The organism is uncultured Ramlibacter sp., from assembly GCF_936925435.1.
Classification (GTDB): domain Bacteria; phylum Pseudomonadota; class Gammaproteobacteria; order Burkholderiales; family Burkholderiaceae_C; genus Ramlibacter.
Genome location: NZ_CAKZHQ010000002.1, coordinates 1 through 13,267, shown reverse-complemented (window position 1 = coordinate 13,267; position 13,267 = coordinate 1). Strand labels below are relative to the sequence as shown.

General features: G+C 68.0%; 13 protein-coding genes. 6 read left to right on the top strand and 7 right to left on the bottom strand.

What is annotated here, in order from left to right; all coding sequences use genetic code 11:
* Position 1: 1 nt before the first annotated feature.
* On the bottom strand, positions 2-1,783 hold the full coding sequence (locus tag Q0632_RS00085; protein ID WP_298923069.1) for an ABC transporter transmembrane domain-containing protein: 1,782 nt from the start codon (positions 1,781-1,783) through the stop codon (positions 2-4).
* A 72-nt stretch (positions 1,784-1,855) separates the two neighbouring features.
* Between Q0632_RS00085 and Q0632_RS00080 the strand changes: the two genes are divergently transcribed.
* The 4 genes from Q0632_RS00080 to Q0632_RS00065 are packed head-to-tail and all read left to right on the top strand — an operon-like array spanning position 1,856 to position 6,661.
* The gene (locus Q0632_RS00080; RefSeq protein WP_298923067.1) at positions 1,856-2,341 is read left to right on the top strand and encodes a MarR family winged helix-turn-helix transcriptional regulator; all 486 of its coding nucleotides are present in this window, start codon (positions 1,856-1,858) and stop codon (positions 2,339-2,341) included.
* A gap of 5 nt (positions 2,342-2,346) precedes the next feature.
* Positions 2,347-3,771 (top strand): efflux transporter outer membrane subunit, encoded by a 1,425-nt coding sequence (locus Q0632_RS00075; RefSeq protein ID WP_298923065.1) that lies wholly within the window; start codon positions 2,347-2,349, stop codon positions 3,769-3,771.
* Positions 3,772-3,801: 30 nt separating this feature from the next.
* Entirely contained in the window at positions 3,802-5,097 is a 1,296-nt protein-coding gene (locus tag Q0632_RS00070; RefSeq protein WP_298923063.1) for an efflux RND transporter periplasmic adaptor subunit, read from the top strand.
* A 1-nt stretch (position 5,098) separates the two neighbouring features.
* On the top strand, positions 5,099-6,661 hold the full coding sequence (locus Q0632_RS00065) for a DHA2 family efflux MFS transporter permease subunit (RefSeq protein WP_298923061.1): 1,563 nt from the start codon (positions 5,099-5,101) through the stop codon (positions 6,659-6,661).
* Positions 6,662-6,682: 21 nt separating this feature from the next.
* Here Q0632_RS00065 and Q0632_RS00060 read toward each other — a convergent pair whose 3' ends face one another.
* From Q0632_RS00060 to Q0632_RS00050, 3 genes are read right to left on the bottom strand one after another with little or no spacing between them, the layout of a single operon-like run.
* The gene (locus Q0632_RS00060) at positions 6,683-8,257 is read right to left on the bottom strand and encodes a phospholipase D family protein (protein WP_298923059.1); all 1,575 of its coding nucleotides are present in this window, start codon (positions 8,255-8,257) and stop codon (positions 6,683-6,685) included.
* Positions 8,258-8,270: 13 nt separating this feature from the next.
* Entirely contained in the window at positions 8,271-8,888 is a 618-nt protein-coding gene (locus Q0632_RS00055) for a hypothetical protein (RefSeq protein WP_298923057.1), read from the bottom strand.
* Complete coding sequence (locus tag Q0632_RS00050; RefSeq protein WP_298923055.1) at positions 8,854-9,345, bottom strand: hypothetical protein; 492 nt, start codon at positions 9,343-9,345, stop codon at positions 8,854-8,856. The genes Q0632_RS00055 and Q0632_RS00050 overlap by 35 nt, the downstream gene beginning before the upstream one ends.
* A 100-nt stretch (positions 9,346-9,445) precedes the next feature.
* On the opposite strand from Q0632_RS00050, the gene Q0632_RS00045 reads away from it, so the two are divergent.
* Positions 9,446-9,931, top strand: coding sequence for a BON domain-containing protein (locus tag Q0632_RS00045; protein ID WP_298923053.1), 486 nt, complete (start codon positions 9,446-9,448; stop codon positions 9,929-9,931).
* Here Q0632_RS00045 and Q0632_RS00040 read toward each other — a convergent pair.
* Complete coding sequence (locus tag Q0632_RS00040) at positions 9,928-10,914, bottom strand: recombination-associated protein RdgC (protein WP_298923050.1); 987 nt, start codon at positions 10,912-10,914, stop codon at positions 9,928-9,930. The genes Q0632_RS00045 and Q0632_RS00040 overlap by 4 nt on opposite strands.
* A 94-nt stretch (positions 10,915-11,008) precedes the next feature.
* On the opposite strand from Q0632_RS00040, the gene Q0632_RS00035 reads away from it, so the two are divergent.
* A complete protein-coding gene (locus tag Q0632_RS00035; RefSeq protein ID WP_298923048.1) occupies positions 11,009-11,713 on the top strand; it encodes a glutathione S-transferase N-terminal domain-containing protein in 705 nt (234 codons plus the stop codon).
* Between the two features lie 22 nt (positions 11,714-11,735).
* Here Q0632_RS00035 and Q0632_RS00030 read toward each other — a convergent pair whose 3' ends face one another.
* Both Q0632_RS00030 and Q0632_RS00025 read right to left on the bottom strand, forming a co-directional pair.
* Complete coding sequence (locus Q0632_RS00030; protein ID WP_298923046.1) at positions 11,736-12,794, bottom strand: carotenoid 1,2-hydratase; 1,059 nt, start codon at positions 12,792-12,794, stop codon at positions 11,736-11,738.
* A 186-nt stretch (positions 12,795-12,980) separates the two neighbouring features.
* On the bottom strand, positions 12,981-13,267 hold a 287-nt coding region (locus tag Q0632_RS00025), incomplete at its 5' end, for a transposase (protein WP_298923044.1).

Below are 13,267 nucleotides of genomic sequence, written 5' to 3'. Positions count from 1 at the left end.
ATCAATCCATGAATTGCAGCGCCGCCAACCTGGCGTAGGTGCCGTTGGCCGCCACCAGCTCGTCGTGCGTGCCCTGTTCAACGATGCGGCCGTGGTCCAGCACGATGATGCGGTCGGCCTGCTGCACCGTGGCCAGGCGGTGGGCGATGACCAGTGTGGTGCGGCCCTGCATGGCCGACTCCAGCGCGGCCTGGACCATGCGTTCGCTCTCCGCGTCCAGCGCGCTGGTGGCTTCATCCAGCAGCAGCAGGGGCGGGTTCTTCAGCATGGCGCGGGCAATCGCGATGCGCTGGCGCTGACCGCCCGACAGGCGCACGCCGCGCTCACCCAGGAAGGTGTTGTAGCCCTCGGGCAGGGCGGTGAGGAAGTCGTGGGCGAAGGCTGCGCGAGCGGCGGCAACCACCTCGTCGTCGCTGGCGCCGGGCTTGCCGTAGCGGATGTTCTCCATCGCGCTGGCCGAGAAGACCACCGCCTCCTGCGGCACGATGCCGATGCGCGCTCGCAGGTCCTGCAGCGAGAGATCGCGCGTGGCCACGCCATCGAGCAGGATGCTGCCCTGCTGCGGGTCATAAAAGCGCAGCAGCAGCTGGAACACCGTGGTCTTGCCGGCGCCGCTGGGCCCGACGAGGGCCACCGTCTCGCCCGGCTGCACCGCCAGGCTGAAGTCCTTCAGCGCCGGGGCCATTGGCCGGGACGGGTAGTGGAAACCGGCTGCTACGAATTCAATAGCGCTTCCAGCGCTCTGGACGGGCGCTGCAGCCGGATTCAATGGTGAAACCACGGGAGAGCGGGCATCCAGCAGCTCCATCAACCGCTCGGTGGCGCCGGCGGCGCGCAGCAGGTCGCCATAGACCTCGCCCAGCACCGCCACCGCGCCGGCCAGGATGATGACGTAGACAACGGTCTGGCCCAGGTGGCCGGCCGTGATGCTGCCGGCCAGCACGGCTTGCGTGCCCTGGTACAGGCCCCAGAGCAGGGCCGCGCTGGTGGTGATGATGATGAAGGCGATCAGCACCGCACGGGCCCGGCTGCGGCGCACTGCCGTGCCGAAGGCATTTGCCGTCGATGCGTCAAAGCGTGCCGCCTCGCGTGCCTCGGCCGTGTAGCTTTGCACCACCGGGATGGCATTGAGCACTTCGGCTGCGATGGCGCTGGAGTCGGCAACCCGGTCCTGGCTGGCGCGCGAGAGCTTGCGCACGCGCCGGCCGAACCAGGCGCTGGGCAGCACCACCACGACCAGGATGGCCAGCACCTGGGTCATCACATAGGGGTTGGTCCACACCAGCATGGCCAGCGCGCCCACGCCCATCACGGCGTTGCGCAGGCCCATGCTCAAGGACGAGCCGACCACGGTCTGCACCAGGGTGGTGTCGGTGGTCAGGCGCGACAGCACCTCGCCGGTCTGGGTGGTCTCGAAGAATTCCGGGCTCTGCTCCAGCACATGGGCGTAGACCGCGTTGCGCAGGTCGGCCGTCACCCGCTCGCCCAGCCAGCTGACCATGTAAAAGCGCGCTGCCGAGAACAGGCCCAGCGCCACCGCCACCGCGAACAGCTCCAGGAAATTGCCGCGCAGCGCCAGCAGCTGCGTGCCCTTGTCGGCGGCCGAGAGCCCGCCGTCGATCAGGCCGCGCAGGGCGACCGGGAAGGCCAGGGTGGCCACCGCCGCCAGCACCAGGAAGAGGCCGGCCAGGGCGATGCGCCCACGGTAGGGCCGCAAAAAGGGCAGCAGGCCGGACAGAGAGCGGGGCGAGCCCTGGGCGGGCTGGGTGGGGGAGGAGGCCATGGCGGCAAGTGTAATGTTGTCTGTGCAAAGACAGCCTTGACAATAAATGCCTAGGCAACTAATATGGCGACCATGGTTACCCCCACCCCAGTGCCCGCCGAGTTCTACGACCCGGCCCATTACAAGCCGGACGAAAGCGTCGGCTACCTGATGCGGCGCATCCTGACCATGGTGTCGGCGGAGGTCGAGCGCGATCTGCTTCCCACCGGTCTGACCAACGCCCAATGGGTGCCCTTGTTCAAGCTCTACGTGGGCTCGGCCAGCACGGTGGCCGAACTGGCGCGCGATTGCAATCTCGACGCCGGTGCCATGACGCGTTTGCTGGACAGGATGGAGGCCAAGGGCCTGGTCAAGCGCCTGCGCTCCAGCGAAGACCGGCGCGTGGTCAACCTCGAGCTCACGCCCGAGGGCAAGGCCGCGGCCAAGCGCATCCCTGTCGTCCTGTGCGGCGTGCAGAACGCCCACCTCGCAGGTTTCACGCGCGAGGAATGGCAAACATTGAAGAGCCTGCTGCGCCGCATCCTGGGCAATGCGCAGGCCATCCAGTCCGAAAGATAAGAAACATGAGTTCCAAGAAACTGTTCGCGCCCACCGCGCTGGTGCTGGCGCTGGCCCTGGCGGGCTGCGCCGACATGTCGGGCATTCAGCCGCAGGCGCAGCAGCGCGACGCGGCCTCGCTGGGCCTGACCGGCACGGCGCCGCAGGCGTCCCAGGTCGACGCCCAGTGGTGGCGCGCCATGGGCGATGCCCAGCTCAATCGCCTGGTCGACCAGGCCATCGCCGGCAACCCCAATCTGCGCATTGCCCAGGCCCGCCTGGCCCGGGCCCAGGCGGTCACCGAAGTGGCCAACTCGGCCAAGCTGCCCCAGGTCAACGCCTCGCTGGACGCCACCCGCCAGCTCTACACCGAGAACGGTCTGGTGCCCAAGCCCCTGGCCGGCACCATCAGCGAGAACGGCACGCTGCGCCTGAGCGCCAGCTGGGAGCTGGACTTCTTCGGCAAGTACCAGGCAGCGCTGGACGGGGCCCTGGGCACGGCCCGCGCCGCGCAGGCCGACGTCGATGCCGCCCGCATCCTGCTGGCCAGCAACGTGGTGCGCAACTACGGCCAGCTGGCCCGCATCAACGACCAGCTGGCCGTGGCCACGCGCACCCTGGCCCAACGCGAAGAGCAGCTGCGTCTGGTGCGCGACCGTGTTGATGCCGGCCTGGACACCCGGCTGGAGCTCAAGCAAAGCGAAGGCAGCCTCCCCGAGGCACGCCAGCAGGTCGAGGCTTTGAACGAGGCCGCCAGCCTGTCGAAGAACGCGCTGGCCGCCCTGGTCGGCCAGCCTGGCATCGCGATCACGCCGGTGACGCTGGCCTCGCTCAAGCTGCTTGGCGCACCGGCCGTGCTGCCGGCCGACCTGCTGGGCCAGCGCGCCGACATCGCCGCAGCCCGCTGGCGCGTCGAGGCCGCGGGCTACGACATCAAGAACGCCAAGGCGCAGTTCTATCCCAACATCAACCTGGTGGCCTTTGCCGGCCTGTCGACCATCGGCCTGGGCCGGCTGCTCGACTCCAACAGCAGCGAGTGGGGCATTGGCCCGGCCATCCGCCTGCCCATCTTCGAGGGCGGCCGCCTGCGTGCCAACCTGCGCGGCAAGACCTCCGACTACGACGCCGCGGTGGAGAGCTACAACGCCGCCGTGATCGATGCGGTGCGCGACGTCGCCGACCAGCTCGCTTCCAGCCAATCCGTGGCGCGCCAGCAGGCGCAGCAGCGGCTGGCGCAGGACGCCGCCGAGGCCGCCTACGACATCTCCATCCAGCGTTACAAGGCCGGCCTGGGCAACTACCTGAACGTGCTCGCCGCCGAGAACGCGGTGCTGGCCCAGCGCCGCCTGGCGGTCGACCTGGCGGCACGCAACCTGGACAGCCAGGTTGGACTCATTCGCGCGGTCGGCGGGGGCTACACGCCCGACACCGTCACCGCCGCCCAGAAATAAAACACGCAAGAAACACCGACAGGAAACGCCATGACTGAAGCTCTCGCCCCCAACGCCGCCGCTGCCGGCAATCCCAAGCGCAAGAAGGCGCTCACCCTGCTGGCCAGCGTGGTCGCCATCGCCGGCCTGGGCTGGGGCAGCTACGAATGGCTGGTCGCCAGCCACTACGAGTCCACCGACAACGCCTACGTGCAGGGCAACGTCATCCAGATCACGCCGCAAATCGGCGGCACCGTCATGGCCATCCTGGCCGACGACACCGACTTCGTGAAGGCCGGCCAGCCGCTGGTCAAGCTCGACCCCGCCGACGCCAAGGTGGCGCTGGACCAGGCCGAGGCCAACCTCGCCCAGACCGTGCGCCAGGTGCGCACCCTGTACGCCAACAACGGCTCGCTGGCCGCCCAGGTTGCACTACACCAGACCGACGTGATCAAGGCGCAAAGCGAGGTCGCCCGCGCCAACGACGACCTGAACCGCCGCCAGTCGCTGGCTGGTAACGGCGCCGTCTCCAAGGAGGAACTGAGCCACACGCAGACCCAGCTGGCCAACGCCAAGAGTGCCTTGTCCGCTGCGCAAGCCGGTGTGCTGGCCGCCAACGAGCAGCTGGCCGCCAACCAGTCGCAGACCGAAGGCACGACCGTCGAACAGCACCCCGCCGTGCTGGCCGCCGCCGCCAAGGTGCGCGAGGCCTACCTGGCGACGCAGCGCGTCGCGCTGACCGCACCGGTGGACGGCTACGTCGCCAAGCGCACCGTGCAGTTGGGCCAGCGCGTGGCTGCCGGCACACCCATGATGTCCATCATCCCGCTCAAGCAGGTCTGGGTCGACGCCAACTTCAAGGAAGTGCAGCTGCGCAAGATCCGCCTGGGCCAGCCGGTCAAGCTGACGGCCGATCTGTACGGCAAGAAGGTCGAATACAAGGGCACGGTCGCCGGCCTGGGCGCCGGCACCGGCGCGGCCTTCTCGTTGCTGCCGGCGCAAAACGCCACCGGCAACTGGATCAAGGTGGTGCAGCGCGTGCCCGTGCGCGTTGTCCTGGACGCTGATGAAGTGGCGAAAAACCCGCTGCGCGTGGGCCTGTCCATGGACGCCGAGGTCGACGTCAGCCAGCAGGACGGCAAGACCCTGGCCGACGCGCCCAGCACCGCCGCGCAATCGGCGCAGATCCTCAAGCCGCAGGACGCCGGTGCCGATGCCGAAGTGCGCCGCGTCATCAGCGCCAACCTGGGTCGCGGCCGCGCCCCGGTGGTCGCACCGCCGGCGCGCGCTTCCGCCGCCCCGGCGCCCACGCTCGCCGCCGCCCCCGCGGCCAATGGCCTGAACTGAGATGGCCGGTCCCGCCGCGCCCGTCGCGCACCAGCCGCTGGAAGGCTCTGCGCGCACCTGGGGCACGATCGCGCTGTCCGCCGCCACGTTCATGAACGTGCTGGACACCTCGATCGCCAACGTCTCGCTGCCTGCCATCGCCGGCGACCTGGGCGTCAGCCCCAACCAGGGCACCTGGGTCATCACCAGCTTCGCCGTGGCCAACGCCATCGCCGTGCCGCTCTCGGGCTGGCTGTCGCAGCGCTTTGGCCAGGTGCGCCTGTTCGTCGCCAGCGTCGTGCTCTTCGTCATTGCCTCCTGGCTGTGCGGCCTGGCGCCCAACATGCCCACGCTGATCGGCTTTCGCGCGCTGCAGGGCTTTGTCGCCGGCCCCATGATCCCGCTGTCGCAGTCGCTGCTGCTGGCAAGCTATCCACGTGCACTGGCCGGGCTGGCCATGGCGATGTGGGCCATGACCACCCTGGTGGCGCCGGTGATGGGGCCGCTGCTGGGCGGCTGGATCACCGACAACATTTCCTGGCCCTGGATCTTCTACATCAACATCCCGGTGGGCATCGCCGCCGCCCTGGCCTCGTGGGCGCTGTACCGCAAGCGCGAGAGCACCATTCGCAAGCTGCCCATCGACACGGTGGGCCTGACCCTGCTGGTGGTCTGGATCGCCGCGCTGCAGATCATGCTGGACCTGGGCAAGGAACACGACTGGTTCCACTCGCCGCTGATCATCGCGCTGGCCGTGGTCGCCGCCGTGGGTTTTGCCTTCTTCGTGATCTGGGAGCTGACCGACAAGCACCCGGTGGTGGAACTGCGCCTGTTTGCGCGGCGCAACTTCTGGGCCGGCACGCTGGCCACCTCCATCGCCTACGGCCTGTTCTTCGGCAACGTGGTGCTGCTGCCGCTGTGGCTGCAGCAGTTCATGGGCTACACCGCCACCGACGCCGGCATGATCATGGCGCCGGTCGGTCTGATGGCCCTGGTGCTCTCACCGCTGGTGGGCAAGACCGTGGGCAAGGTGGATCCGCGCAAATACGCGACCTTCGCCTTCATCGTGTTCGGCCTGGTGCTGTGGATGCGCTCGCACTTCAGCACCCAGGCCGACTTCGGTACCATCCTGGTCCCCACCGTGATCCAGGGCGTGGCCATGGCCTTCTTCTTCATCCCGTTGATGACCATCACCATGTCGGGCCTGACGCCCGAACGCATGCCGGCCGCTTCGGGCCTGACCAACTTCGTGCGGATCACGGCCGGCGCCATGGGCACCTCGATCTCGACCACGCTGTGGGAGAGCCGCGCGGCCCTGCACCACACGCAGCTGGCCGACGCGGTCAACCTGGGCAGCAGCGCCACCCAGTCAACGCTGGCCGGCCTGCAGGCCTCGGGCCTGACGGCGGAGCAGGCCCTGGCGCAGATCAACCGCATGGTCGACCAGCAGGCCTTCACGCTGGCGGCCAACGACATCTTCTATGCCTCGGCGGTGATCTTCATCCTGCTGATCGGCATGGTCTGGCTGACAAAGCCGCAGAAGGCCGGTGCGGGCGCCGCCGATGCGGCGGCAGGGGCGCACTGAGGCTGCTCCGAGCGCAGCCGCTCAGAGCAGCCACTCGATGGGCAGCAGCATCATCAAGCCGACGCCCAGCAGGCGCATCACGCCGGTCTCCGGCGTTCGGTTGTGGGTGATCTCGCCGGCGCCTGTGCGCTCGATCCAGACCACGCTGCCGTTGGGCGCCAGGCGCAGCTCGTAGGCATTGGCCGGGACCTCGGCCTCGACCACCCTGGCCAGCCGGCCGGCCAGGGCAGGGCTCTCCAGCACCACGCCCATCTCGGTGTTCAGGCGGATCGAGCGCGGGTCCAGGTTGAGGGAGCCGACGTAGACACGGCTGCGGTCCACCCCGAAGGTCTTTGCGTGCAGGCTGGCGCCGGAACTGCCGCCGGTGCTGCCACCGATGCCATGCCGTTCGCGTGGCTTGTCCTGTTCGCCCATTGGCAGGGAGCCGCGCTTGAGTTCATACAGCCGAACGCCGGCGCGCAGCAGCTCGCTGCGGTACTTCACGTAGCCCGCATAGACCGGGCCGACGTCGGTCGCTGCCAGCGAATTGGTCAGCACCGTGACATTCACTCCGCGCGCGGCCATGTCCACCAGCGCCTGCGCGCCCTGCTTGCCGGGCACGAAGTAGGGCGAGACCAGGATCAGTTCGCGCTGCGGCACGCCCAGCGCCGCTTCCAGATGCGGCAGCATGTGGGTCTCCTTGCGTTCGGGCGGGTGCAGCACCTTGGCCGGGTCGTCGTGGACCAGGCGGGCTGGCACCCATTCGAGCGGCACCGTGCCGGCAGCCGCGTTGCGCACCAGTTGCATCTCGTGCACGGTGGCGAGGTAGGCTGCGGCCAGGGGACTGGCGCGAAGGCCGTCCCAGGCGCTGCGCACCGCGGCGATCTCGTCGGGACTGGCCGCCGGCAGCAGGCTGGCGGCGGGATAGGCCGAGGGGCTGTTCCAGTAGGCGTCGAAGGAGGCGGAGATTTCCGGCACCACCGCGCCGGCCAGCACCACGTCCAGGTCGGTGAACTCCACCGGCACCTCGATGCCCATGTATTCGTCGCCGATGTTGCGCCCGCCGACCACGCTGACCTGGTTGTCCGCGGTGAAGGACTTGTTGTGCATGCGCCGGTTCAGGCGCGAGAAGTCGGTCAGGTAGGCAGCGGCGCGCCAGTTGCGACTGGCGAAGGGATTGAACAGCCGCACCTCGATGTTGGGATGGGCTTCCAGCGTGGCCAGCGTGGTGTCGAACCCACCGGTGTTGACGTCGTCCAGCAGCAGCCGCACGCGCACACCGCGGTCGGCAGCCTCCAGCACCGCCTGCGCCATCAGGCCGCCGCTGGTGTCGCTGCGCCAGATGTAGTACTGCAGGTCCAGGCTGCGCTCGGCGGTCTGGGCCAGGAGGTAGCGCGCCGCAAAGGCCTCGCGGCCGTCCGGCAGCGCATAGGCACCGGTCTTGCCCGGGTGGGCGGCCGCTGCCGGTGCGGTGGCCCGGCCCAGGCGCGTGGCGCCGGTGTCGCTCAGGGCTGTGCTGGGTATCTGCTGCAGGGGCGCCGGCAAGCTGGCGCAGCCGGCCAGCAGCGCGGCCAGGACCAGGAGCGGCCAGAAGGCAATGCGCCGGGCCTGCACCACGCTGCCTTGCGCGCTACTTCAGCTGCTGGTCGACGGTGTACACGGTCCCGCCCCAGCTTGCCTGCAAAGCCATGCCGGATTCGGGCACCTGGTAGATGTCAATGTACGGGTTGAAGGAGCGCACCATGCCCCCCTGGCCCGCGCTGACCGAGGCGCCGATGTCGGCGCCCGCGTCGCCGGCCAGGATGAATTGGTCCATCGCGCCCTTGCTCTTGAAAACGAAGATCTGGTAGACGCGCTGCTTGCCCACACCCGGGCCGGTGCCGGCGCGTGCACTGGTCATGAAGACCGGCTTCTTGGTCGTGTTGTCGAACAGCACGCCCTTGCCCTTTTGCCCGACCAGGAAGATGGCGTAGATCGACGACACGTCGAACACCGCGTAGCCCGGGGCTTTTTCCAGCGCGGCGCGCACCTCGGGCTGCAGCTTGTAGAGCCGCTCCAGGCCGTCGGTGGCCAGCTTCAGGCGGGCCTCCTGCTCGGCCTGCTTTTCCTGCGCGGTCAGCGGCACCGGCTCTTCGGGCTGCTGGGCCAGGGCAGGACTGCCCCAGGCCAGCGCCAGTGCGGTGGTGGTGGTGGCCAGCAGGGCCGAACGGGGCTCAGGGAGCCAGCGGAACTTGGGCAGCAATTTCATACATCACCACGGCGTGAATTTTGTTTTCGATCTGCAGGTAGCGCGCCAGCTTGCGGCCCGGCAGCACCGGGACCAGGCGGGCGGCCATGGCCTTGCGCAGCTGCAAGGAGAGTTCGTCGGCCGCGCCCGCTTCCTTGAGGATACGGGTGGCCTTCTCGTCGGTCAGGGTGTTGGCGTTGAATTCCTTGGCATAGTTGGCGACGACGGTCGCCAGCTGGCTGTTGGCACGTTGCAGGTCCTTCTGGTAGGCCTCGTAGAGCGGCCAGAAGGCAGTGGCCTCGGCCGGCGTCAGGTCCAGGTTGGCCGAAACCACCTGTTTCTTGTCGGCCATGAGCTTGTCGCGCAGGACCTGCATGGCGCTGTCGGGCGCCGGTGCGGCGGCGGGGGTGCTTTGTGCGAAGCAGGCCGGTGCCAGCAAGGCGCCCGCCAGCATCAGGGGGGGCAGCAGTCTTTTCATGGGCGCTCCTTTCAGGCAGCATGCGATTGATCGACCTTAGCGGCTGGGGCTGGGCGGCGGAATGGGACCTTTGTCCTACCCAGCGGTCAAGGGCATTGACATGAGAATTCTTTTGGGCCTTGTTCTGGCGCTGCCGGCATTGTGCGCCGCGCAGCAGCGGCAGGACTATTTCGGTGATCCTTTTGTCCAGGTGACCTCGGCCCTGGCCGGTTGCCCCACGCCCGAGCCGCCTTCCATGACACCAGAGGAACTGCGCGCCGCGGCCCATGTGCGCTCACAGCACGGCGGCAGCTGCTACCGGGCCGGCCGCTGCCGATTGCCCGACTCCTACCAGTACGACAAGGAGATCATTCCGCGCGTGCAGCTGTACCTGCGCCAGGACGGGCGCTTTGGCGACACCAGCGTGTGGGCGCTGGGAGAGCGCCGCCTGGTCAGCCTCAAGGGCTGCGTGCAGTCGCTGGAGCAGGCGCTGGCGATGGAGCGCGCCGTGCTGCTGGTCGACGACGTGATGGGGGTGATCAACCAGTTGATGGTCGGCACCAGCGGCAAGCCGCCGTATGAGGCGGCCCGCCAGCCAAAGCCCTAGAAGGGCGCGTCGGCTTCTTCTGCGGTGGCCGGTGCCGGTGCCGCGGCCAGCGGGGCGGCTTCGTCCATCTCGCCGCCGAGTGCCTCCAGCAGGTCCGGGATCAGCCCCGACAGCTCGCCGGTGAGAATGGCGGCGTCGGCATCGAAGCCGTCGTCGTCCTTGCCCTTGTCCTGCGCGCCGTCCATCACCACGTCCAGCAGCTTGATCTTGCGCACCTGGGCGCTCTCGGTCAGCACGAAGGAGACGCGCTCGTTCCAGGTCAGGGCCAGCTGTGTGGGCAGCTTGCCTTGGGCGATGTGCTGGGCCACCTCGTCGATCTCCAGCGTGTGGCGCGAGTAGCGCACGGTGGATTTCTGTTCGTCGGGCGTCTTGAGCTCGCAGTCCTGGTCCACCGTGAAGTTGTACGGCGCTTCGCGGGTGGACAGCCAGTGCGACATGCAGGCGCTGGCTGTCATCTGGGTCTGCACCGGCTTCAGGCCGATCGAGGGATGCGAGCCGGGCACTTCGCTCAGCGCTTCGACCAGGGCCGTCACCACCTTGTCGGCGCCCGACAGGCTGCCGGCATCGACCACCAGGAAGCGATTCACCGGGTCCAGCCACAGCAGGGTGCTGGATTTCTTGGTGAAGGCGCGCGGCAGCAGGTCCTGCACGACTTCTTCCTTGAAGGCCTTCTTGATCTTGCCGCCAACGCGCTCGTGGCCGGTCTCCTGCTTGTATTTCTCGATGCGCTCGTCGACCGCGGCCTTGACAGCTGAGGCTGGCAGCGCGCGCCGCTCGGTGCACAGCTTGAGGATCAGGTGGCCGGCCACGCTCTCGGCCAGCACGGTGCTCTTGTTGCCGCGCGGCGGCACCCAGCCCAGGGAATCAGGCTGGGTCGGCCCGCAAGGCAGGAAGCGCGCGGCCTGCAGGGCTGCTTCGAGGGCGTCGAGGGGAGGGAGGACGAAATCGGGGGAGATGCGGAAGAACGAGGAGGCTTTGAACATCGGGAACCTGGGGAAACGACAGCCCATTCTAGGGGGCGCCGTGCAGGAATTCCCGGGCCTGTTTATATTGCGGCTCCCTTCCAAGAAGCACGCAATGACCAAGCTCTCCAAATTCCCCATCACGGCCAAGTGGCCGGCCCAGCATCCCGAGCGCATCCAGCTTTACTCGCTGCCCACGCCCAACGGCGTGAAGGTCTCCATCATGCTGGAAGAGACCGGCCTGCCCTACGAGGCGCACCTGGTGGACTTCGGCAAGAACGACCAGATGACGCCGGAGTTCCTGTCGCTCAGCCCCAACAACAAGATCCCGGCCATCCTCGACCCCAAGGGCCCCGGCGGCAAGCCGCTGGCGTTGTTCGAGTCGGGCGCCATCCTGGTCTACCTGGCGGGCAAGTCGGGCCGCTTCATGCCCAAGAGCGACGCCGGCCGCTACGAGACGCTGCAGTGGCTGATGTTCCAGATGGGCGGCATCGGCCCCATGTTCGGCCAGCTGGGTTTCTTCCACAAGTTCGCCGGCAAGGACTACGAGGACAAGCGCCCGCGTGACCGTTACGTGGCCGAATCCAAGCGCCTGCTGGGCGTGCTGGACAAGCACCTGGAAGGCCGCAAGTGGATCATGGGCAAGGACTACAGCATTGCCGACATCGCCACCTTTCCCTGGGTGCGCAACCTGATCGGTTTCTATGGCGCCGGCGATTTGGTGGGTTTTGGCGAGTTCAAGAATGTGCAGCGCGTGCTCGACGCTTTCGTCGCCCGGCCGGCGGTGGTGCGCGGCCTGAACATCCCGGCCCGGCCCTGAGCCTGAGAGCGTTGTGACCGGCTCATAGGCGCAGTGCCTGTGCGTAGCCGGTCATCTCCAGATAGCCGCGGCCGACTTTGCGGCCATTGCTGTCGAACAGCTCGCTCAGGCCTTCCCAGTAGATCGCGCCGGTGGAGCTGCGGCTGTCCAGCTCCTGGTTGTCCAGCACGGCCTTGACCGTGTAGTAGTCGGCCGGTGTGCGCACCATCCATTCGACCGGGTAGCTGGCCTGAGACAAAGGGCTCTTCCAGCGCCGCTGCGGCCGGAAGACCGCCTCGCCGGGGCTGAAGACATAGAGGCTGCCGCCCTTGGGCGAGCGGAACGAGCCGCCGTCCCACAGCGTACTGCCATCGCGCCGGCGCAGGCGGAAGGCGGTGAGCGCGCTGCCATCGTCGAGGTTCATGCCGAGCCAGTCCCAGCCCACGGCCTGCGGGTGCAGCACCTCGTCGCTCCATTCGTGGTCCAGCCAGGCCTTGCCCTGGATGGCAAAGTCGCGGCCCTGCAAGCGGATGCTGCCGCTGGTGGCCAGCTGCGGCTGGCTGTAGTAATAGCTGGCCTGCTTCGCGTCCGGGCCCTTGCGTGACAAGCCCTTGTCGCCTTGCAGCAGCAGCGCCTGCGTCGGTGCGCACAGCAGGTCCAGGCTGAAGTCGGCTGCGGGCAGGCGCGCGCGGTAGCTGCCATTGGCCAGCCGCTGCAGTGACCAGTCGCGCAGCCGCAGCCGCGTGTCGCCCTCGGCGGCCAGGGCGATGTCGAAGCCCTCACGCGCGATGCGCTGGTCGTGCCAGAGCTTGCCGCCCTGCAGGTCGGTGATGGCCGCGTGCGCGAACACCAGTTGCCTGGCGGCGAACTGCGATGCCATGCCCTGCGTGGCATCGACCCGGCTGCGAAAAAAGGTCAGCTGGAAACCGAACTCACGGTCGCCGCTGCTGGCATGCCCCGTGATGTACCACCACTCGGTGCGCATGGTGGGATGGGCGCCGTGGTCGCGTGGAAATTGCAGTTGCTGGGGCGGCAGGGCGAGGGAGGGCGCGGCCAGGCCCAAGGCGGGGAGGGCGAGGAGGAGGGGGCGGCGGCGCATCATGAAATTGAGGCTGTCGCTATTGTCTGCTTCCGGCCGAGGCTGTGTGGAAACACTCCGGCCCTTGCGCTGATCGATGACCGAAGGCCGCCGAACGGCGGCAAGTTCATACAGGTAGGCTAGAGATGCCTGGGAGCCTATGTGGGCCGGTTTGGCGTCTTCGCGGAGCTCTGAAGCGTCCAAACGGGCTCATGCCCCCAAGAGACGCATCGCTTTCATCGTTTTGGGCATACCCAAGATGCTCAGCACTCGCTTGAGGTTGTAAGCGAGCACCTGCAGGCTCATCTCGGTGCTCACATTGGCGAGTCCTCGGGTCAGGAAGTGGGTTGATCCCATCCAGTGCTTCAACGTGCCGAACACGTGTTCAACGGTGCGTCGCCGCACCGTCATCTGCTTGGGTTTCCTCTCCAGCCTGGCGTGCAGCCGCTCAAGGATCTCCTCGTGCTCCCAGCGGCGCACACGTCGCTCCTTGCCGG